At 69.5% G+C, this 21,072-nt stretch carries 20 protein-coding genes; 5 read left to right on the top strand and 15 right to left on the bottom strand.

Going from position 1 to position 21,072, the window contains the following annotated elements:
• Positions 1 to 8: 8 nt before the first annotated feature.
• The 5 genes from AB0J69_RS04370 to AB0J69_RS04350 form a co-directional block, all read right to left on the bottom strand.
• Positions 9 to 863, bottom strand: a complete 855-nt coding sequence (locus AB0J69_RS04370) for a xanthine dehydrogenase family protein subunit M (protein WP_364112769.1) — start codon at positions 861 to 863, stop codon at positions 9 to 11.
• Entirely contained in the window at positions 860 to 3,202 is a 2,343-nt protein-coding gene (locus AB0J69_RS04365; protein WP_364112767.1) for a xanthine dehydrogenase family protein molybdopterin-binding subunit, read from the bottom strand. The genes AB0J69_RS04370 and AB0J69_RS04365 overlap by 4 nt, the downstream gene beginning before the upstream one ends.
• Entirely contained in the window at positions 3,199 to 3,681 is a 483-nt protein-coding gene (locus AB0J69_RS04360) for a (2Fe-2S)-binding protein (protein ID WP_364112765.1), read from the bottom strand. The genes AB0J69_RS04365 and AB0J69_RS04360 overlap by 4 nt, the downstream gene beginning before the upstream one ends.
• 83 nt (positions 3,682 to 3,764) lie before the next feature.
• Positions 3,765 to 3,920: a hypothetical protein gene (locus tag AB0J69_RS04355; RefSeq protein WP_364112763.1), complete on the bottom strand. Its 156-nt coding sequence runs from the start codon at positions 3,918 to 3,920 to the stop codon at positions 3,765 to 3,767.
• Positions 3,921 to 3,963: 43 nt separating this feature from the next.
• The gene (locus tag AB0J69_RS04350) at positions 3,964 to 5,526 is read right to left on the bottom strand and encodes a PspC domain-containing protein (RefSeq protein WP_364112761.1); all 1,563 of its coding nucleotides are present in this window, start codon (positions 5,524 to 5,526) and stop codon (positions 3,964 to 3,966) included.
• Between the two features lie 114 nt (positions 5,527 to 5,640).
• Here AB0J69_RS04350 and AB0J69_RS04345 point away from each other — a divergent pair, with 114 nt between their 5' ends.
• The 3 genes from AB0J69_RS04345 to AB0J69_RS04335 all read left to right on the top strand — a co-directional run bounded on the left by AB0J69_RS04345 (position 5,641) and on the right by AB0J69_RS04335 (position 8,597).
• Positions 5,641 to 6,849 carry a PspC domain-containing protein gene (locus AB0J69_RS04345; RefSeq protein ID WP_364112759.1) on the top strand — a complete coding sequence of 403 codons (1,209 nt, stop codon included), beginning with the start codon at positions 5,641 to 5,643 and terminating at the stop codon, positions 6,847 to 6,849.
• Positions 6,846 to 7,478, top strand: a complete 633-nt coding sequence (locus tag AB0J69_RS04340; protein WP_185070757.1) for a response regulator transcription factor — start codon at positions 6,846 to 6,848, stop codon at positions 7,476 to 7,478. Before AB0J69_RS04345 ends, AB0J69_RS04340 begins: the two co-directional genes overlap by 4 nt.
• Before the next feature lie 153 nt (positions 7,479 to 7,631).
• On the top strand, positions 7,632 to 8,597 hold the full coding sequence (locus tag AB0J69_RS04335; RefSeq protein ID WP_364112757.1) for a L,D-transpeptidase: 966 nt from the start codon (positions 7,632 to 7,634) through the stop codon (positions 8,595 to 8,597).
• Positions 8,598 to 8,686: 89 nt separating this feature from the next.
• On the opposite strand, the gene pcrA is transcribed toward AB0J69_RS04335, so the two are convergent.
• Positions 8,687 to 10,915: a DNA helicase PcrA gene (gene pcrA, locus AB0J69_RS04330; RefSeq protein WP_364112755.1), complete on the bottom strand. Its 2,229-nt coding sequence runs from the start codon at positions 10,913 to 10,915 to the stop codon at positions 8,687 to 8,689.
• A 124-nt stretch (positions 10,916 to 11,039) separates the two neighbouring features.
• On the opposite strand from pcrA, the gene AB0J69_RS04325 reads away from it, so the two are divergent.
• Positions 11,040 to 11,759, top strand: coding sequence for a PIG-L deacetylase family protein (locus AB0J69_RS04325; RefSeq protein ID WP_364112753.1), 720 nt, complete (start codon positions 11,040 to 11,042; stop codon positions 11,757 to 11,759).
• Positions 11,760 to 11,841: 82 nt separating this feature from the next.
• On the opposite strand, the gene AB0J69_RS04320 is transcribed toward AB0J69_RS04325, so the two are convergent.
• The 6 genes from AB0J69_RS04320 to AB0J69_RS04295 all read right to left on the bottom strand — a co-directional run bounded on the left by AB0J69_RS04320 (position 11,842) and on the right by AB0J69_RS04295 (position 17,076).
• Positions 11,842 to 12,270, bottom strand: a complete 429-nt coding sequence (locus AB0J69_RS04320) for a PIN domain-containing protein (RefSeq protein ID WP_364112751.1) — start codon at positions 12,268 to 12,270, stop codon at positions 11,842 to 11,844.
• Complete coding sequence (locus AB0J69_RS04315; RefSeq protein WP_364112749.1) at positions 12,252 to 12,476, bottom strand: type II toxin-antitoxin system VapB family antitoxin; 225 nt, start codon at positions 12,474 to 12,476, stop codon at positions 12,252 to 12,254. The genes AB0J69_RS04320 and AB0J69_RS04315 overlap by 19 nt, the downstream gene beginning before the upstream one ends.
• A gap of 594 nt (positions 12,477 to 13,070) precedes the next feature.
• Positions 13,071 to 13,844, bottom strand: a complete 774-nt coding sequence (locus tag AB0J69_RS04310) for a CPBP family intramembrane glutamic endopeptidase (RefSeq protein WP_364112747.1) — start codon at positions 13,842 to 13,844, stop codon at positions 13,071 to 13,073.
• A 708-nt stretch (positions 13,845 to 14,552) separates the two neighbouring features.
• Complete coding sequence (locus AB0J69_RS04305) at positions 14,553 to 14,810, bottom strand: WhiB family transcriptional regulator (RefSeq protein WP_364112745.1); 258 nt, start codon at positions 14,808 to 14,810, stop codon at positions 14,553 to 14,555.
• Positions 14,811 to 14,907: 97 nt separating this feature from the next.
• Positions 14,908 to 15,618 (bottom strand): neutral zinc metallopeptidase, encoded by a 711-nt coding sequence (locus tag AB0J69_RS04300; protein ID WP_364112743.1) that lies wholly within the window; start codon positions 15,616 to 15,618, stop codon positions 14,908 to 14,910.
• Between the two features lie 6 nt (positions 15,619 to 15,624).
• Complete coding sequence (locus tag AB0J69_RS04295; protein ID WP_364112741.1) at positions 15,625 to 17,076, bottom strand: glutamate--cysteine ligase; 1,452 nt, start codon at positions 17,074 to 17,076, stop codon at positions 15,625 to 15,627.
• Positions 17,077 to 17,240: 164 nt separating this feature from the next.
• Here AB0J69_RS04295 and galE point away from each other — a divergent pair, with 164 nt between their 5' ends.
• Positions 17,241 to 18,218 carry a UDP-glucose 4-epimerase GalE gene (gene galE, locus AB0J69_RS04290; protein WP_364112739.1) on the top strand — a complete coding sequence of 326 codons (978 nt, stop codon included), beginning with the start codon at positions 17,241 to 17,243 and terminating at the stop codon, positions 18,216 to 18,218.
• A gap of 160 nt (positions 18,219 to 18,378) precedes the next feature.
• On the opposite strand, the gene AB0J69_RS04285 is transcribed toward galE, so the two are convergent.
• From AB0J69_RS04285 to AB0J69_RS04275, 3 genes are all read right to left on the bottom strand, one after another.
• Positions 18,379 to 19,155 (bottom strand): hypothetical protein, encoded by a 777-nt coding sequence (locus tag AB0J69_RS04285; protein ID WP_364112737.1) that lies wholly within the window; start codon positions 19,153 to 19,155, stop codon positions 18,379 to 18,381.
• Positions 19,156 to 19,222: 67 nt separating this feature from the next.
• Positions 19,223 to 20,080, bottom strand: coding sequence for a hypothetical protein (locus AB0J69_RS04280; protein WP_364112735.1), 858 nt, complete (start codon positions 20,078 to 20,080; stop codon positions 19,223 to 19,225).
• A 79-nt stretch (positions 20,081 to 20,159) separates the two neighbouring features.
• Positions 20,160 to 20,963, bottom strand: coding sequence for a hypothetical protein (locus AB0J69_RS04275; protein ID WP_364112733.1), 804 nt, complete (start codon positions 20,961 to 20,963; stop codon positions 20,160 to 20,162).
• Between the last annotated feature and the right edge of the window lie 109 nt (positions 20,964 to 21,072).

Here is a 21,072-nt window from a genome sequence, read left to right as displayed (position 1 = left end):
CACCAACCTCAGGGGGATCCGGCCGCCGTGCGCACCGCGCGGTGGGTCAGGACCCTGGCCAGATGCCGGCGGTAGTCCGGCTGCGCGTTCAGATCGGCGGACGGGGACGTACCCTCCGCCGCCTCGTCGCACGCCTGCCGTACCTGGTCGCCCAGCTCCACGCCCGTCAGGGCGGACTCGGTGGCGCGGGCGCGCACCGGCGTCGGCGCCATGTTCGTCAGCCCGATCCGGGCCTCGGCGATCGAGCCGTTGGAGCGCCTGACGGCCGCCGCGACCCCGACGATGGCCCACGCCTGCGCGGTCCTGCGGAACTTCTCGTAGTGGAAGCCCCAGCCCGCGCCCAGCTTCGGGATCTTCACCCCGGCCAGGATCTCGCCCTGCTCCAGCGACGTCTCCAGGTAGTCGACGAAGAACTCGGCGGCCGGGATCTCGCGCTCGCCCCGCGCCGAGGCGGCCACGAGCACGGCATCCAGCGCCAGCGCCACGGCGGGCAGGTCACCCGCCGGATCCGCGTGGGCCAGCGAACCGCCGAACGTGCCCCGGTGCCTGATGGCCGGATCGGCCACGTGCGCCGCGGCCAGCGCCACCAGCGGGCAGCCGGAGGTCACCACCGGGGAGCGCATGACCTCGTCGTGCGTGGCCATCGCGCCGATGTAGACGTGGTCGCCGCGGTCGTGCACGCCCTTCAGCCCGGCCAGCCGGCCGACGTCGACCAGCATCGACGGGTACGTCAGCCGCATCCGCAGCAGCGGCATCAGCGACTGCCCGCCGGCCAGGACCTTGGCGTCCTCGTCGGAGGCCAGCGCCTGGCACGCCTCGGCGATCGAGTCCGGGCGCACGTAGTCGAACTGCGCGGGGATCATTGCCGCACTCCTTCCTGCTCCGCCAGGGCGCGCCAGATGCGTTCGGGCGTGCACGGCATCTGCACGTCGTGGATGCCGTGCCGGCGCAGGGCGTCCACGATCGCGTTCACCACGGCCGGGGTCGAGGCGATCGTGCCCGCCTCGCCGACGCCCTTGACGCCCAGCGGGTTGCTGGTCGCCGGGGACTCGGTCCTGTCGAGGCTGAACCCCGGCAGGTCCGCGGCCGACGGCAGCAGGTAGTCGGCCATCGTGGCGGTCAGCAGGTTGCCCTCGGAGTCGTACACGGCCTCCTCGAACAGCGCCTGCGCGATGCCCTGCGCGATGCCGCCGTGCAGCTGGCCCTCCACGATCAGCGGGTTGACGACCTTGCCGATGTCGTCCACCGCCACGTACGAGCGGATCTTCACCATGCCCGTCTCGGTGTCCACCTCCACGGCGCACAGGTGGGTGCCGTGCGGGAAGGAGTAGTTCTCCGGGTCGAACGTGGCGTCGGAGTCGAGCCTCGCCTCCACCCCCTCGGGCAGGTCGTGCGCCGTGAACGCGGCGTAGGCCAGCTCCTGGATGGTCTTCTGCGAGTCCGTGCCGCGCACCTTGAACGCCCCGGCCTCGAACTCCAGGTCGTCGGGCGAGCACTCCAGCACGTGCGCGGCCAGCCTGCGGGCCTTGTCCTTGACCTTGTCGCACGCCTTCAGCACCGCGATGCCGCCGACGACCAGCGAGCGCGAGCCATAGGTGTCCATGCCCTTGTGCGCGATCGCCGTGTCGCCGTGCAGCACCGTGATGTCGTCGAACGGCACGCCCAGCGCGTCCGCCACGATCTGGCTCCACGCCGTCACATGGCCCTGCCCGTGCGGCGAGGTGCCGGTGATGACCTCGACCTTGCCCGTCGGCAGCATGCGCACCGCGCCGTGCTCCCAGCCGCCCGCGCCGTAGTTGGCCTCGCCGAGCATCCTGGACGGCGCCAGGCCGCACATCTCCGTGTACGTGCTGACGCCGATCCCGAGCTGCACCGGGTCGCCCCTGTCACGCCGGTCGGCCTGTTCCGCGCGCAGCTTGTCGTAGCCGAACATCGACAGCGCCCGCTCGGTGGCCGCCTCGTAGTTGCCCGAGTCGTACGTCAGCCCGGAGATCGTGGTGTACGGGAACTCCTCGTGCTTGATCCAGTTGCGCCTGCGCACCTCCACCGGATCCATCTTCAGCTCGGCGGCCAGCTCGTCCATCACCCGCTCGATGCCGAACGTGGCCTCGGGACGGCCCGCGCCCCGGTAGGCGTCCGTGGGCATCTTGGTGGTGAACACACCCGTGCAGCCGAACTCGTACGCGTCCATCTTGTAGATCGCGTTGAACATCTGCGCGCCCAGCAGCGGGATGCCCGGCGTGACCAGCATGAGGTAGGCGCCCATGTCGGCCAGCAGGTTCACCTGGAGCCCCCGGATCCGGCCGTCGGCGTCGGCGGCCAGCCGGATGTGCTGGATCTGGTCGCGGCCGTGGTGCACGGTCAGGTTGCCCTCGGAGCGGGTCTCGGTCCACTTGACCGGCCGGCCGAGCTTGCGGGCGAGCAGCAGGCAGAGCACCTCCTCCGCGGTGACCTGCAGCTTCGAGCCGAACCCGCCGCCCACGTCGGGCGCGATCACCCGGATGCGGTGCTCGGGGATGCCGGTCACCACGGCCAGCATGACCCGCAGCACGTGCGGGATCTGCGTGGACGTCCACATCGTGAACGACTCGCCGTCCGTGTCGGCCAGGACCGCCCGCGGCTCCATCGCGCTGGGGATGAGCCGCTGCTGGATGTAGGTCCGGTCGATGACGACGGGCGCGTCCCTGAACGCGGCCTCGATGTCACCCGAGGTGATCGTGGCGCTGTAGGCCTTGTTGCCGGCCTCGTGCACCTTCGGGCTGTCCTGGGACAGCGCCGCGTTCATGTCGAGGACCGCGGGCAGCGGCTCGTAGTCGACCTCGATGGCCTCCAGCGCGTCGGCCGCGCGGTAGCGGTCGGTCGCGATCACGCAGGCCACGGCCTCGCCCACGTACCGCACCTCGGAGACGGCCATCGGCGGGTGGTCGGGGATGACGATGTCCTCGCTCACCGGCCACGCGCACGGCAGGCTGCCCTGCTCGGCGGCGAAGTCCTGGCCGCTGAAGGCCGCCACCACCCCCGGCAGGTCGCGCGCCCCCGACACGTCGACCCCGGTGATCCTGGCGTGCGCCATCGGGCTGCGCAGGAACATCACGTGCAGCATGCCCGGCCGCGAAAGGTTGTCCGTCCACTGCGTGCGCCCCGTGAGCAGTCTGGCGTCCTCTTTGCGCCTGCGCGGCCGGCCCACCTCCTGGACGGTCATGAGGTGCTCACCGCCTGGCCCATCTCCTGCGCGCCCCTGCGTACGGCGCGCACGATGTTGCAGTATCCGGTGCAGCGGCAGAGGTTGCCCTCCAGACCCTGCCTGATCGTCTCCTCCGACGGATCCGGATCGTCCCTGAGCAGATCTATCGCGGCCATGACCATGCCGGGCGTGCAGTAGCCGCACTGCAGGGCGTGCTCTTCGTGGAAGGCCTGCTGCATCGGGTGCATCGACCCGTTGGCGCCCAGGCCCTCGATCGTGACGACGTCGCAGCCGTCGGCCTGCACGGCGAGCACCGAGCAGCTCTTGACGCTCTTTCCGTCGAGCATGACCGTGCAGGCGCCGCAGTTGCTGGTGTCACAACCGACGGGTGTGCCGGTCCTGCCCAGCCGTTCTCTTAGTAGGTGGACGAGAAGGAGTCGCGGCTCGACGTCCTCCTCATACTTGATCCCGTCGACGGTGACGGTGATTCGGGGCATACGTCCTCCCTCAGGAGCAGGGGGAAAGGCGGACACTCCGAACGTACGCCGGTGTTTTTCCCGGTCAAGGGTTGCGTCACGGGTTACTTACCGCGGACCACCCGCGCGATGATCGCCACCAGCCCCGCGAAGGCCAGTCCCAGCACCATGACACCGACCAGGACCAGGGGATCCGTGATCGCGCGGGTCACTACCAGAATGCCCAGAACGATGAAGAGCGCGCCGCTCAGCAGGGCCATCCAGTCCGTCCTGTGCAGGCGCCGGGGCCGGGGTCGCTCGACGTCACGCGGCACGCCGCACCTCCATGTCGCCGAGGCCGCCCCTCAGGTTCAGCACAATGGTCGAGACCTTGCCCTCCGGCTTCACCTCGGGCTCCAGCACCTTGTCGAAGCGCACGTCCACGCCGCCCTTGAGCGACCGGTCGAGCGTGATGTCGCCGATCTTGTTGGTGGCGTGCACCTCGACCCTCGCCTCCGGCGGCACGATCACCACGAGCTCGCCCGCCGAGACCGCGGCGTTGAACGTCACCCTCGATCCCGCTGTCAGCTCCAGCTCCGACAGGTCCAGCAGGCCGTCGCCGAGCCCCACGTCGTAGAGCCGGCCGGCCTCGGCGGGGCTGGTCGGGGCCCATTCGGCCGGACCGATGTTCCTGGGCAGGCCACCGAGCATCAGCCCCACGGCGACGATCACCGCGACCGCGGTGCCCGCGGCCACCAGACCGGCGCCGCGTCCCCACCAGGCGGCGACGAGCAGGCCGGCGCCGATGGTGATGAGCATGGCGCCGCCGACGATGGTCGGGCTCACTCCGGTGGCCGACCTGGCTTGGACGGCCACGACGATCCCTCCAATGATGATTGCCAGCAGGATGGTGATGGCGCCGATGAACGACTTGGGCCGGCGCTCCCGCCTGGTGACCGGGAGGCCGTACAGGACGGGGTCGTAGGACGGGTAGCCGGCCCTTCTGGCGGGGTCGAGCGGCTGGTAGGGGCCGTTCGGCGCGAAGGGCTCGCCGTAGCTGGAGTAGTCGACGGCGGTCGGGGGCTCGGGTCGGTAGGAGGCGGGCCGGCGGTGCGGTGGCACCGCGTGCTCCGCGGTCACCGCCTCCGGCGACACCCGCTCCTCCTGGAGGGGTGCGGCCTCCTGGAGGGGCGCGGCGTCCTGGACCGGCGCCCGCTCCTCGACCGGCGCGGCCTCCTCGACGGGAGCCGCCGCCTGCGGGGCGGGCGGCTCCGCGTGCCGCAGGGGCGCGTCGACCGGCTCGCCGGTCCTGGCCGGGGCGGGCTCGCGCATGGGCGGCACGGTCGCCGGGCCGGCCGCCGGCGGGGCCGGGGCGCGTACGGGCGGAGCCGGCTCCGCGGTCTCGTAGAAGGCCATCGAGGGCTCCTCGCCCCGCCGCCGGCTCAGCCGCTCGGGCATCGACCTGGCCACCCCGAGCAGGTCCACCCCGTTGGAGTGCGCGGCCAGCAGCGACACCGCCAGGAACACCCCCACCACCAGCGTCCCCGTGTCGAGCCACACGGACGCCAGGTTGATCGCCAGCCCGAACGCCAGCACCGCCGTCAACAGCGCCATCACGGCCTCGGCGTCGAAGTCGCGCCGGGTCCACTGCTCGATGATCCCCGGGCGCCCGTTCGGCTCCTTCATCAGCAGGAACGCCGCCAGGTAGAGGAACAGCCCGATGCCGGAGCCGAGCAGCAGCACCGCGAAGCCCACGCGGAACACCACCGGGTCGATGCCGGTGTGCCGCCCGAGGCCCGCGCAGACTCCCATGAGGAAGCGCCCCTCGCTGCTGCGGCGCAGCACGCGCGGAGGAGCGGCCGGCTGCCTGGGCGGAACTTCTGTCATGCGTACCATCGTGGACCTACGCGTGGTGTGCTCGCATCCGGGACACCCCTGACCCGACCCGGGGGTTGTTCCCTGATGCCCGTGACGCCCCCGACGTGTGACTATGGCCATGTTATGGCTGACCAGAAGACACTCGCCGAACAGAGCGGCGACAGGCCCTACCGCCGGATGATGCGCCCCATCGAGGGGCGCCTGCTCGGCGGTGTCGCCCAGGGGCTGGCGACGCAGCTCAAGCTTGATCCGGTCGTGATCAGGCTCATGTTCGTGCTGCTCACCGTCGTCGACGGGATCGGCGTGGTGGCGTACGCGGTGTTGTGGATGCTGACGCCGCGGCAGCCGTACCAGGGGCCGCCGCCGCAGCGGGACTGGAGCCAGCTCGCCGCGTTCAGCGCGATCGGGGTGGCGCTGCTCGCGTTCGGCTGGCTGACGGGGGCCTCCAAGGGCGGGATCGGCATGTTGCCGTTCGCGGTGGGCGGGATCGGTGCGCTGATCCTCTGGCAGCAGGCCGATCCGGAGCGCCGCAGGAGCTGGATGAGCGGCGCGGCGTTCGGCATGCGGAAGAACCGGGTCCGTACGCTGCTCGGCGTCGTCCTCGTCGTGATCGGGGCGGTCGGCTTCCTCTACTCCCAGGGCGAGCTGGCCCAGGCCCGGCCGGGGCTGCTGTTCACCATCGTGGTGGTCGGCGGCCTGGCCGTCATCGCCGCCCCCTGGCTGGCCGGCCTGTGGAAAGAGCTGCAGCTGGAGCGGCGCGAGCGCATCAGGCAGGAGGAGCGGGCCGAGGTGGCCGCCATGGTGCACGACTCGGTGCTGCACACGCTCACGCTGATCCAGCGGGTCGCCCACGACCCGCGCGAGGTCGCCCGCCTGGCCCGCTCCCAGGAGCGCGAGCTGCGCAACTGGCTCTACCAGCCGGCCCAGGACGCCGACGCGACGGTGGCGGCCGCCGTACGCCGGATCGCGGCCGAGGAGGAGGACGCGCACGGGGTGCCGATCGAGGTCGTCTGCGTCGGCGACATCCCCCTCGACTCGGCGGGCAAGCTGGCGGCCATGCTGAAGGCGTCCAGGCAGGCGATGGTCAACGCGGCCAAATACTCTGAAAGTCCGTCTATTTCCGTGTACGCCGAAGTTGAGGGTGAAGAGGTCACGATTTTCGTGAAGGATCGGGGTAAGGGCTTCGACTTCGAGGCGGTGCCGCTCGACCGGATGGGGATCAGGGAGTCCATCATCGGGAGAATGGAACGTCATGGAGGCACGGCCCGCGTACGCACCGAGCCGGGCGAGGGCACGGAAGTGATGTTGACGATGAAGGTGGAGAAGGCATGACGCGCGTACTGATCGTCGATGATCACCGGCTGTTCCGATCGGGCGTGCGCGCCGAGCTGGGCGACTCGATCGAGGTGGTGGGCGAGGCCGAGGACGTGGAGACGGCGGTCAAGGCGATCGCCGAGCACCAGCCCGACGTGGTCCTGCTGGACGTGCACATGCCCGGGGGCGGCGGCCAGGAGGTGCTGCGCCGGGTCCTGGGCGCCGGCTCCCAGGTCCGCTTCCTGGCACTGTCGGTCTCCGACGCCGCCGAGGACGTCATCGGCGTGATCAGGGGCGGCGCCCGCGGCTACGTGACCAAGAACATCAGCGGCAAGGAGCTGACCGACGCCATCCGCCGGGTGGCCGAGGGGGACGCGGTCTTCTCGCCGCGGCTGGCGGGGTTCGTGCTGGACGCGTTCGCCTCGTCGGAGGCGCCGTCGATCGACCCGGAGCTCGACTCGCTGACCCAGCGGGAGCGGGAGGTGCTGCGGCTGATCGCGCGCGGGTACGCGTACAAGGAGATCGCCAAGGAGCTGTTCATCTCGGTCAAGACCGTCGAGACCCACGTGTCGTCGGTGCTGCGCAAGCTCCAGCTCTCCAACCGGCACGAGCTGTCCCGCTGGGCCACCGCCCGCCGTCTGGTCTGACGCCGCTACCCGCGGGTTCGGCGGGTGTGGGTTGCCCGCATTCGGGCGAATTTGGACCGTTACAAGATAGTTATGGGCATTTGGCCCACGAATCATCGGCCCCAATAGTCACACAAGGAGGTAGTCGAAGCACTAAGTCCAGGAGTAACCCCTTTGAAGCGCGTCACCCGGATGCTTCCGGCACTGGTCGCACTGCTCGCCGCAACGGCCTGCGCGGCGGAGAGCGTACCCGTCCCGCGAGCTCAGGCGGCCCCCGCGACCACCCAGGCCGCCGCACCTCTTGCCGCCGCCGTCGCCGCCCCGGCGAAGAAGGTCAAGCTCGGCATCGCCGACATCACCCCCATGGGGGAGAAGACCGAGAAGGTGGGCGTCGGGTTCCCGATCATCGTCACGTTCGACCGTGACGTCAAAGACAAGGCCGCCGTCGAGGCGCTGCTGGAGGTCGAGCCGGAGGAGCCGGTCGAGGGCGCCTGGCGCTGGGTGTCGAAGCGCAAGGTCATCTACCGGACGAAGACGTACTGGAAGCCGTACCAGAAGGTGCTCTTCACCGCGCGGCTGTCCGAGCTGCCCGGCAACACGGCGGCCAAGAACGTCTCCCGCAGGTTCGCCGTCGGCGCGAAGAACATCTCCGTGGTCGACACGCGCAAGCACTCGATGAAGGTCTACCGCAACGGCAAGCTGGCCAAGAAGATCCCGATCAGCGCCGGCAAGGGCGGGCTGATCAGGAACGGCGTGGACGTCTACCTCACCACCAGCGGCACCCACCTCACCATGGGCAAGAAGGCCGTCGAGACCATGACCTCCTCCTGGATGGGCGTGACGGATCCGAAGGACCCGCGCTACTACAAGGAGGAGATCCCGTGGGCGGTGCGCATCTCCGACAGCGGTGAGTACGTCCACCAGAGCGCCGGCTACTACCAGTATCTCGGCCGCTCCAACCAGAGCCACGGCTGCGTGCGCGCCACCCCGGCCGGGGCCAAGTGGTTCTACACGATCGCCCAGCGCGGTGACGTCGTGAAGATCACCGGCACCAAGCGCAAGCTCCAGTGGAACAACGGCTGGAGCTACTGGCAGCTCAACTGGACCCAGTGGAAGAAGGGCAGCGCCCTGAAGAGCTGACCCTCCAGGAACGACGGCCTGAGGCGCCGACCGTTCCGGAACCGGGGCCGCTCACCTGAGGAGGGGGAGCGGCCCCTTTTCTTTTCCGCTCAGAGCTTCTCCAGCGGCGCGTACGCCAGCAGCAACGTCTTCTCCCCGCCGCTCCCGAAGTCGATCTTGACCTTGGTCTTCTCCGCCACCCCGTCCACGGACACCACCGTGCCCAGGCCGAACGCGTCGTGCGTGACCCGGTCGCCAGGCGTCAGGGAGGGCACCTTGCGCCCGCCCGCGCTCTTCGCCGCCGGCGCCTGCCGCGCGGCCGGCTCGCGGCGCGTGGCCGCGCTCCAGGCGGACTTCTCCGGATCGGTGCGCCAGTCGATGAGCTGCCCCGGCACCTCGTTGACGAACCGCGAGGCGGGATTGAACGACGGCGCCCCCCAGGAGCTGCGGACGGCCGCCCGGGTGAGGTAGAGGCGCTGCTGCGCCCTGGTGATGCCGACGTAGGCCAGCCGCCGCTCCTCCTCCAGCTCCTTGGGCTCGCCCAGGGACCGGATGTGCGGGAACACGCCGTCCTCCATGGCCGTCAGGAACACGACCGGGAACTCCAGGCCCTTGGCAGTGTGCAGGGTCATCAGCGTGACGACCCCCTGCCCGCCCTCGGCGTCGGGGATCTGGTCGGCGTCGGCCACCAGCGACACCTGCTCCAGGAACTCCACCAGCGTCCCCTCCGGGTTGGCCTCCTCGAACTCGGAGGCGACGGAGACGAGCTCGTTGAGGTTTTCCAGGCGCGACTCGTCCTGCGGGTCCTCCGAGGCCTCCAACTCGGCGCGGTAGCCGGTGGCCACGAGGATCTCCTCGGCCAGCGTGGACGGTGGCACGCCCTCGGCCTTGGCGATCAGCTCGTCGATCATGGCGACGAACTCGCGGACCGCGTTGAGCGAGCGGGTGGCCATGCCGTACGCCTCGTCGGCCCGCCGCAGCGCGTCCCAGAACGTGATGCCCTCGCGCGAGGACAGCGCCTCGATCATCGCCTCGGCCCGGTCGCCGATGCCGCGCTTGGGCACGTTGAGAATGCGCCGCATGGACACCACGTCGGCCGGGTTGGCCAGCACCCGCAGGTAGGCCAGCAGGTCCTTGACCTCCTTGCGCTCGTAGAAGCGCACGCCCCCGACCACCTTGTAGGGCAGGCCGGTGCGGATGAAGATCTCCTCGAACACGCGGGAGGCAGCGTTGGTCCGGTAGAAGACCGCGACGTCGCTCGGCTTGACGTCCTCCTCGTCGCTGAGCCGGTCGACCTCCTGGGCCACGAACATGGCCTCGTCGTGCTCGTTGTCGGCCACGTAGCCGACGATCAGGGGCCCGTCACCCTGGTCGGACCAGAGGTTCTTCGGCTTGCGCGACTCGTTGCGCGCGATCACGGCGTTGGCGGCGGCCAGGATGTTCTGGGTGGAGCGGTAGTTCTGCTCCAGCAGGATCGTGCGGGCGTCCGGGTAGTCGCGCTCGAACTCCAGGATGTTGCGGATCGTCGCGCCCCGGAAGGCGTAGATGGACTGGTCGGCGTCGCCCACCACGCACAACTCGGACATGTCGGCGCCCGAGCGCACCAGCTCGCCGTCGTTCGTCCGCAGCTCGGGATGCCCGACGAGCTCCCTGATCAGGATGTATTGGGCGTGGTTGGTGTCCTGGTATTCGTCCACCAGCACGTGCCTGAACCGCATCCGGTAGTGCTCGGCCACGTCCGGGAAGAGCTGGAACAACGTCACCGTGTTCATGATGATGTCGTCGAAGTCCATCGCGCCGGCCTCGGTCAGCTTGAGCTGGTAGGCCTTGTATGCCTGCGCGAGCGTCTTCTCCAGGTGCGAGCCCGCCCGGTCGATCGCCGTCTCGTAGTCGATCAGCTCGTTCTTGAAGTTGCTGACCTGCGCCGAGAACGAACGCGGCGGGTAGCGCTTCGGGTCGAGCTCCATCTCCCGGCAGACCATCGCCATGAGCCGCTGCGAGTCGGCCTGGTCGTAGATCGAGAAGCTCGACGGGAACCCCAGCCGCTTGGCCTCGCGCCGCAGGATGCGCATGCAGGCGCTGTGGAACGTCATCACCCACATCGCCTTGGAACGCGGCCCGACCAGCTTGTCGATGCGCTCCTTCATCTCCTTGGCGGCCTTGTTGGTGAAGGTGATCGCCAGGATCTCGCCCGGATGCACCTCGCGCTCGGCCAGCAGATAGGCGATGCGGTGCGTGAGCACCCGCGTCTTCCCGGAACCCGCCCCCGCCACGATGAGCAGCGGACTGCCATGATGGATCACGGCCTCCCGCTGCTGCGGGTTGAGGCCATCGAGCAAAGGGTGGTCAACAGAGACTTGGGTCGGCACCCACCTAGGTTAAGACGCTCCACCGACAAACGGTGCCCGGAATGCCTCCGAGGGGGTTCCGGTTGTCGTTCACGAAGGTCTTGAAAGGGGAGTCATGCTGCCGGAGAACGAGATCAATCGCGTACTCGTCGTGACCGCCCACCCGGACGACGCCGACTTCGGCTCGGCGGGCAGCGTGGCGCTGTTCGTGGATCGGGGCGTGGAGGTCACCTACCTGCTCGTCACGGACGGCGACGCGGGTGGCAACGAGCGTGAGCTGGACAACTCCGGCATGGCGGAGCTGCGCAGGTCCGAGCAGCTGGCGGCCGCCAAGGCGGTCGGCGTGACCGACGTTCGCTTCCTCGGCTACCCCGACGGTCAGGTGGTGCCCTCGCTGGAGCTCCGGCGGGCCATCACCAGGGTGATCCGCCAGGTCCGGCCCGACCTGCTCATCACCCACCACCCCGACCGCAACTACCAGTTCATCGCCCCCAGCCATCCTGACCACCGCGCCGTGGGCGGGGCCGCCCTGGACGCGGTCTATCCGGACGCGCGCAATCCGTACGCGTTCCCGGAGCTGATCAAGGAAGAGGGGCTGGAGGCGTGGACCGTACGTGAGGTGTGGCTGAACGGCGGCTCCACCCCCAACCACTGGGTGGACATCACCGAGGCCATGGACCGCAAGCTCGCGGCCTTGCAGTCGCATGTGAGCCAGGTTTCACACGTGGAAGGCTTCACCGACTTCGTCCGGAGCCGCTTCGCCGCCTGGGCGGAGCAGGCCGGGTTCGGCGAGGACCGCTACGCGGAGGGCTTCCAGGTGGTCTCCACCGCCTGAACCGGCTTTCGGGGGCGGCTTGGCTTTTTGAGAGGACCGAGCCGGCTTAAGGGACAGAGCCGGCTTTAGGGACCGAGCCGGTTTAGGGGACCGAGCCGGGCGGCACCACCCAGAGCGAGGGCTGGCCCGTCACCTCCGAGATGATGTCGAAGGCGTGCCCGTAGTGCAGGATCGTCGCCCCGTGCACCTCGGCACAGGCGGCGATCAGCAGCTCGTTCGGCCCGATGCCCCGGTGCTGCGAGATCTCGACGAGCTGCCGCTGCACGGCCATGGCCCGCGCCTGCACCTCCTGGTCCACCGGGAGCAGGATGCACTGGCGCTGGGCGTGCAGGATGCGCTGGTAGTGGGCGTGGTCCCGGGCGCTGTAGAGCACCTCGAGATCGATGACGCTGCAGGTCGCCACGGCCCGTGCGGCGTAGAGCGGCTGGAGGGCCTTGGCGATCACGTCACTGCCGCGGATGCGGGCCAGGGCGCTCTTGTCGAGGAGATACATCAGTCCTGTCGTCGCCACGCATGCTTCGTGATCTCCGGATCCAGCAGGTCCGGGCTCCCCTCCGTGCGCCAGAACTCGAACGCCCTGATCGCACCCGCCCTTTCCGCGTCCCGGTCGACGACCGCTCGCAGCGCGGCGTGGACCGTTTCTCTCATGGTCGGCGTACCAAGCTTCTGCTGGGCCGCTTCCAGGAGCTCCTTGTCGATGTCGATTACCGTACGCATGCAACACCACCTCCGTACCTCCGGCGTTCATGAGTTTGTCGTGATCTCGGCTACGCGTACGCCTCTCAAGACGGTCGCCTTGGGACCGCCTTGAGGTGAAGCGCCTCGGAGACGTTAAAGCCTGGACAAGCCCTGGCCACAGGGCGGTTCGGCGGGCGGGGGAGAAAACACTGCCGGGAGGTGAAAACCTTCATCCTGCGCGAGTCGATGATCCACCCGTGACGGCCGGCCAGCTCACGTTCCGTAACCGCAATCCCTAGCAGCCAGGGGCGTACCACCCATCTCGGACACGACCCATCCCCACCGCCGCCGATCACCCCACTCCCGGCACCCTCTGGACCACCACCGGCCGGGCGCTTCCAACGGGGCGGTCACTTCCGAGAGATCAACCACCGGTCATGGGGAAGCCGGTCCACCCGGAGCACCAACGGGACAACCCGGGACCGTCGGCGGGACAATCCGGGACGGGCCGGCGGGACAATCCGGGACGGGCCGGCGGGACAATCCGGGACGGGCCGGCGGGACAATCCGGGACGGGCCGGCGGGACAATCCGGGACCGTCGACGCGACTACCCAGCACCCCGATCGACGGGACTACCCAGCACCGCCGCCGACAGGATTATCCGCACCGGGGACGGCAGGTTCACCCGTACCGGGGACGGCAGGTTCACTCGTACCAGGTACGGGCTTCAGCTTGGCGGCGATTCGGGCGAAGAGGTAGCCGAGCGAGTTGGTGGACAGATGGAGCATGGCCGGGGCCAGAAGGCCGCGGTGGCGGCGCAGCTCGCAGAACAGCACCCCGGCCGCCGCCGTGGAGACGACGCTGCCCGCAACCACCCGCGCCGTGTCCAGGCGGGCAGGAGACTCGCCCGCCGTCAGCGCACCGAGGGCGGGGTTGGCGCGGGCCATGTCGATGGCCGGCAGGATGTGCCACAGCCCGAACAGGGCGGAGGAGATCGCCGTGGCGGCGACCGTACCGCGACGCTGGCGCACCATGGCGTACAGGGCGCCCCGGAAACCCACCTCCTCCAGCAGGACCGTGCCGAGGGGCACCTGGAGAAGGGCCTCCTCCACGACGCGGGCACGCGAGAGCGACAGGGCGCGCTCGTCGTGAAAGAGCGGCCGCGTGCGGGGCGAGGCGACGCCGACCGTGTAGACGGTGGCGACCACAGCCGCTAAGGCACCCCCCGCCACGGCGCCGCGCCGCCCGTGCTCGAACCCGAGCTCCTGCCAAGACAGCCCAGACCTACGAGCCATCGCGACCAGCGCGGCCGTCGCGACCGTGGACGTAAGGGGTCCCAGGCGGGGGGCAATCTTGTTGTTGAGGATGTTGGCGGCGGCGAGGACGGCAATCGAGCGGAGCAGCACCCTTGCAGGCTACGTCCCCCCCACCCACTCGGGCCCACCCACCCGCTCCTCGCGCCCGCCCCCAACCGACCCGCCTGGCCCGCTGCTCGCGCCCGCCCCGTTCCGGCCACGTCCCCTGCGCCGGGCCCACCCCACCGACCCGCGCTGGCCCCGCGCCCCTGTGCCTCGCACCCGTGCCCACCCCAGCGACCCGCGCTGGCCCCGTTCCGGCTGCGCCCCTGCGCCTGGCATCCGTGCCCACCCCTGCGACCCATGTTGGCCCCGCTCCTCGCCCGGGCCCCGCTCCTCGCCCCGGCGCCACCGACCCGCGCCCCTGCGCCTCGCACCCGTGCCCACCAACCCACGTCGGCTCCGCTCTCGCGTCCGCCCCGTTCCGGCCGACTCCAGCTCCGGTTTCGGCTCCGGCCAACCCTCAGCCCTCGCCCCTTCGGTCCTGGCTGACTTCCAGCTCAGGCCTGCTTCCAGTTCCGGCGGGGCCTCCAGCTCAGGCGGGCTCCAGTTCCGGCGGGGCTCCAGTTCCGGCGGGCCTCCAGACCCGAGGGGCCTTCGGCTCCGACCGGTCTCCGGCCCAGGTCGGCCTCCAGCTCTGACCGGCGTTAGGCCCAGGCCGGCGTCCCAGTGCTGACCGGCCTCCAGCTCAGGCCGACGTCCGGGCCGCGCTCTTCGGCTGCGGTCGGACCTCGGCTCCCGGTCTACTGGCGGAAGTGGTCAGGAGGCGGCTGGGCGGCGCCAGCCTTCTGGGAAGCGGGCGCGGCGGCGCTCCTCCGGTGTGAGGCCGCCCCAGATCCCCTCCGACTCGCCGGCGCGTAAGGCGTACGCACGGCACTCCTGCATGACCTGGCAGCTCGCACAGACCGCCTTGGCGCGGGCCTCCTGCAAGGGGGTTGGGGCTAGGGGGAAGAAGAGGTCTGGGTCGCTGGATCTGCATGCCCCCCTGCGCAGCCAGCTGATCTCCTCCAATGGCATGGGTCAACGGTAGAGCGTGGGGATGATCGGTCACATCATCCTGTGGGTTGACACGTGGATACATCCCCAGGTCCGATCGGGTCCCGCGCGTACGCCCTCAGCAGGCCCCCACCCCACCCTGGTACCCGGTCACATAGAAGCTCTGCCGCTGCTCCGCCGTTCCGTGGGCGGCCGGGTTGAGCCAGTCGTCCGTCGGGTCGCCGGCCGCGGCCAGGCTCAGGAGCAGCTCATTCTCGTCCCCTTCATCCGCCGTCAGCACGCCCGAGCCGACCAGGGCCGACAGGGTGGCGCCGGCGTAGCAGTCCGCCTGGAGCTCCATCTGGACGTTCAGTTCGAAGTCGGTACGGAGCTGCGCCTGGACGGCATGGCCGAACTCATGCGGGATGATGACATAGACCGAACCGTCTCCCATGTCGTTCCACAGCGCCTCCATCCAGTCCTGGTCGAAGGCGATGAAGTGGCCGATCGGGCAGTAGAAGGCGTTGTTCGGTACGGAAGGTTCGCCGCCGCAGCTCGGGCCGGAGTTCCCCGAGTAGGGGATGAAGTCGGCGATGGGCCGATAAGTCTCCCCGGACTGCTGGAACTGCCGCCTCCAGAACTCCTCCGTCAGCGCGCGCGCCGTTCGCACGTCGCCCTCGAACGTGTCGGTGCCCGCCCTGTCCATGGACGACGGCCTGACGATGCCACATGCGGTGGCGAGCAGGACAAAGAGCAGGACGAAGGGCAGCACGGAGGGGCGGGCCAAGGGCAGGACGGAGGGACGGGCAAAGGGCGGGGCGGGGACGGTGCGGGGTGGGACGTGGATCACGGGCCTTCACACATCCCAGGTGTGTACGGGTTCGTTGGTGTGCATGCGCTCGATGTACTCCAGGGTCATGGCCCGCAGGGCCTCGTGCCGGTCGCCCCGCTGCGCGCGTACCCGGTCCACCTGCCACGTCGCACCCGTACGCCCGGACAGGCAGCGCCCCTCGATGACGGACAGCAGCCGATCCGCGACGGGCCCGTGCACCCCCCACTTGACCAGCCCGTCGTGGGCCATGGGCAGCAGCCGCCGCAGGATCAGCTCGGCCGCGGGCACCTCGCCCATCCCCGGCCAGTAGAGCCGCGCGTCCAGCCCGTGCCGCGCCGCGGCGCCGAGATTGTCCTCCGCCGCCCGGAACGACATCTGGCTCCAGATCGGCCGCTCGTCGTACGGCAGCACGCGCATCAACCCGTAGTAGAACGCGGCATTTGCCGCGATGTCGACCACGGAAGGCCCGGCCGGCAGCACACGGTTCTCCACGCGGAGGTGAGGTACCCCGTTCACCACGGCGTACACCGGCCGGTTCCACCGGTAGATCGTGCCGTTGTGCAGGGTCAGCTCGTGAAGGTGGGGGATATGGCCCTGTTCGAGCTCGGTGCGTGGATCCTCGTCCTCGCAGAGGGGGAGCAGGGCCGGGTAGTAGCTGACGTTCTCCTCGAACAGGTCGAACACGCTCGTGATCCACCGCTCCCCGAACCACACCCGCGGCCGTACGCCCTGCGCCTTCAGCTCCGCCGGCCGCGTGTCCGTGGCCTGCTCGAACAGTGCGATCCTGGTCTCCCGGTGCAGTTCCCGGCCGAACAGGTACGGCGAATTGGCCGCCACGGCGACCTGGGGCCCGGCGATGGCCTGGGCCGCGTTCCAGTTCGCGGCGAACGTCTCAGGGCTGACCTGGAGATGGAGTTGCACGCTGGTGCACGCGGCCTCGGGGGCGACGCTGTCGGCATGCGTGTCAAGGCGTTCGACGCCCTCGATGGCCAGGTGCAGGTCCTCGCCACGGGCCGCGAAGATCTGCTCGTTGAGCAGGCGGTAGCGCGGGTTGGCGGAGAGCGTGCCCTCGCCGATGTCCTGCTCGCGCAGCGTGGGCAGGATGCCGATCAGGACCAGGTGGCCGCCCTCGGAGCGGGCGCGTTCCTCGGCGTGGTTGAGCCGGGCCCGGACGTCGTCCTCCAGGCGGCGCGCCCCGTCGCCGGCCAGCTCCTGGGGCTCGATGTTGATCTCGACGTTGAACTGGCCCAGCTCCGTCGCCCAGTCCGGCTGCGCGATGGCGTCGAGCACCTGGGCGTTGCGCATGGCCGCCTCGCCGCGCGCGTCGACGATGTTGAGCTCGATCTCCAGACCGGCCAGCGGCCGGTCGAACTCGAACCGCGATTCACGCAGCATCTGGGCGAAGACGTCGAGACATCGACGCACCTTTTCCCGATATTTCCGGCGATCGTCCCTGCTGAACACGACGACTGGCACGTCCCTGCCCATATCAGGAAATGTCGCACGCCAAAGCCGACTGCACCAGAGCACGAACGCAACGGAAGTCGGGAGTGGCGTCCGGTGCGCGCCGCCGTACCGCTCGAAGGAAGTTATCCACAGACCCGCTCACGCATGGAGCCGCGCATGGTTAGGGTTCAGGGATGCGCGTTTTGATTACTGGCGGGGCCGGATATATCGGGAGCACCATCGCATCGGCGTGCCTGGACGCCGGGATCGCCCCCGTGATTCTGGACAGCCTCGTGACGGGGCGACGGGAGTTCGCCGAGGGACGGGTGTTCTACGAGGGTGATATCAGCGACGGCCCGCTGATTGACAAGATATTCGCCGAAAATCCGGATATCGAGGCCGTCATCCACTGCGCGGCGCTCATCGTGGTCCCCGACTCGGTGGCCGACCCCATCGGCTACTACCGCGCGAACGTCGCCAAGAGCCTGGAGTTCGTCGACCACCTGGTCCGCAACGGCTGCACGCGGATGATCTTCAGCTCCTCGGCGTCGATCTACCGCACGGGCGACGACCACACGGTCACCGAGGAGTCCCCGCTCGACCCCCAGAGTCCTTACGCGCGGACCAAGGCCGTCTGCGAGGGCATGTTCGCCGACATCGCGGCAGGCCGGCCCATCAGGATCCTCTCTCTGCGCTACTTCAACCCGATCGGCGCCGACCCCCGGATGCGCACGGGCCTGCAACTCCGCCGCCCCAGCCACGCCCTGGGCAAGATGATCGAGGCGTACGAGGAGGGCGTCCCGTTCAAGATCACCGGCACCGACTACCCGACCAGCGACGGCACGGGCATCCGCGACTACGTGCACGTCTGGGACCTGGCGGCAGCCCACGTCGCCGCCCTGGAACGGTTCGACGCGCTGGAGGCCGACGTGATCAACCTGGGCACCGGCGCGGGCACCACCGTCCGCGAGCTGGTCGACGCGTTCAACCGTGTCGTCGACCGCCCGATCGAGGTCGTCGAGGCCCCCGCCCGCCCCGGCGACGTGGCCGGCGCCTACACCCGCAGCGACCGCGCCCACCGCCTGCTGGGCTGGCGGGCCCGCTACTCGGTCGAGGAGGGGATCAGGCACTCGCTGGAATGGGCGAGCCTGCGTGACTCCCGCCTGAGCTGAGCGACCCGCTGAGTCCCGGCCGGGACTCAGCGGTCCACGAGCCCGCCCGGCTCGACCGGGGCCCCACGAGCAAGTCCGGCTCGACCGGGGCCCCGCGATCCGGCCGGGGCGAGGCCGGGGCGAGGCCGGTTGAGACCCGGCCGAGCGAGGCCGGGCGGACTTACCGGCCGACGGAGCCGAGTGCCTCGATGGGGATCTCCTTGATCTCCTCGAGCATCTGGTCGTACACGGTGTCCGTGAGGACCGCCTCGGTGATCACCTCGTGGTCGGGCGGATCCACGATGCTGACCTCGTGGCCCCAGGCGGAGTACCTGGTGTCGGTGTAGTCCCGGCCGCCCCCGAACAGCGAGCCCTGCCCGGTGTGGAAGCGGGTGGGCAGACCGGTCGAGTCGGTGCTCAGCCGGTAGTCGAACGCGCCGCCGCCGTCGATCTTCTTCGCCTGCTTGTAGGAGAGCTCACCACGGTAGACGCCGTTCCGCACGGACGAGGCATGCGAGAGCAGGCCCTTGAGGTAGGGGGGCCGGAAGATGTCGACGGGCTGCAAGGACGGGGCCCTGCCGGCGTCGGGGACGTCCATGCGCACCCACGTCTTCCCTTCGGGCAGGCGGTCATCGATCGCGTCACTGCTCATGTAGACCCGCGTTCCCACCGCGAGGAAGCGGATGGAGACCTTCTCGTCGAGCGCGGACCGCAAGGTCAGGTCGGCGGCGACGACGCCCGACCTGCCGAACCCGTAGGTGCCCGTGACCTCCATGAACACCGACTTCTTGCCCTTGGGCTTCGTCATGGTGACCTCGGAGACCTTCACCCCGTGCCCAGGGGCGAACTTGCTCTTCACAACCTTCACCGGGTCGGGCGCGGCCGCCTGCGCCGGTGTGCCGCCGGCGATGACAATGCCCGTCACGACGGCGGCCACCGCCGCCAGAACTCGCTTCATGTGCATCCTCAGGAAGAGAGAAGCCCTCTCCCGCCAGGACCGGCGGGAGAGGGCTCGGATGACCGGATCAGCCGGCCAGGCTGCCCAGCGGGATGTTCAGGTTGGAGAGGTCGTCCTCACCGTTCTCGAACTTGTCGGCGACCTCGTTCTTGGGCGCCTTGATCGACACGGAGCCACCCCAGCCGGTGTAGCTCGTGTCCACGCTCACGGTGCCCTCGCCCCCGATGACGGAGCCGGGGAACGTGGTCACCAGCCGGGTCGGCACGCCCGCCGAGTTCACCGTGATCCGCCAGGAGATCGAGCTCTTCTTCGCCTTGGCGGACGGCGCGTCCAGCCAGGTGGCCCGCAGCCAGGCGGAGGCGTTCCACAGGTCGCCCACCTTGGTCTTGCCCGCGAAGCCGCCGCCGGCCGGCTTGGCGCCCTTCATCAGGGTCTTGATCGTGGCGGGCTCGGCCAGGTTCAGGGGCTGGCCGAACATGCCGGTGACGCCACCGGTCGGGCCCTTGGCCGCCTTGAACCAGGTCTCGCCCTCGGGCAGCATGCTCGACCAGATGCCACCGGACAGGTACGACGTGGTGCCGATCCGGATCGTGCGCTCCTTGGCGGCCATCGCCTTGAGCAGCTCCCCGGTCTCGCCCTCGGGCAGCTCGCCCAGGTCGCTCAGGGAGATGTTGAACTTGCCGGTGATGTCCGAGGCCGCGATGCCCGACTTGCTGAACTGCAGGGTGCCGGAGCGCCGGACGAACACCTCCCGCGCGCCACCGTCGATGATGGTGGTGCGCTCGGTGAACTTCACGCCCTTGCCGGGCCGGAGCTGCTTCTTGACGGCGACCACCGGGTCCTTGGGCGCGGCGGCCAACGCCGGCGTGGCGGTCACCAGAGCTGCGGTCGTGGCTAACGCCACGCCCGTCAGGATTCGCTTCATGCGGGATTCCTTGGGTGTTGAGGGGGGATGTTGCTCGAGGCCGGAGCCGGCCTCGTGGAGCAGCTCGGAGACAGGACGACTACTGGATCCTGCCGAGCGAGTTCAGCGAGCCGTTCGGGATCTCCTGCGGCACCTGGGTGTCGGATCCGAGCTCGCTGATGTCGATCACCTCGTCGGCGGGCGGGGCCTTGATCGAGATCTTGGCGCCCCAGCCCGTGAAACGGGTGCTGACGGTGGTGGTGGTCTTCCCGAGGATGCCGAAGTCCAGCGTGAATTCGCTGCGGATCCCCGTGACCAGGCCCTTGGAGTTCAGGTCGAGCGCGTAATCGACCTTGACCTTCTTCAGGGTGTCCGGGACCGGTTCGTCGTAGATCTTGCTGAGGTCGCCGTAGGTGAGCGAGCCCCGGTACGTTCCACTCTTGACGCTCTTCGCCCGTGAGACGAGCGCCTTCAGCATCTTGGGTTCGAAGATGTCGAGCAACTGGCCACCGGTGCTCGGGCTCGCCTGATTCGCATAGCGAACCCACTTCTTGCCTTCGGGCAATTCCTCGCTGAACAATCCACCCTGGGCATATGTGTGCTTGCCCACGGTGACCACTCGCGGCGGATACAGCGCGGTCGCTCCACCCTTTACCCGGGTACGCAGGTCCGCCGCGACCACGCCCGACTTGCCGAACCCGAAAGTGCCGTTCGTCGTCATGACGGTCGTGTTCTTGCCGTCCGCCGACGTACGGGCCGTCTCCGACACGCGCACCCCGTGACCGGCCACGTACTGCTTCTTGAGCGCTTTCACCGGGTCGGCGGGCGCCGCCGCGTGCGCGGGCGCGGTGGTCATGAGCGCGGCCGACGACGCCAGCGCAAGACCCGCGAGAATTCGCTTCATTCGGTTTCCTTCGGCATTACGGGGAGAGCGGGTGGCAAGCCTGCCATTTGAAGATCACGACCATATATCGAGTGACAGGTCATACGACGTCTAATCCGTGCAATTTTCG

Origin of the sequence: Nonomuraea sp. NPDC049709 (assembly GCF_040674815.1) — a bacterium.
GTDB lineage: Bacteria > Actinomycetota > Actinomycetes > Streptosporangiales > Streptosporangiaceae > Nonomuraea.
The sequence above is the reverse complement of the archived record's forward strand: the minus strand, read 5'-3'. Positions and strand labels throughout refer to the sequence as shown.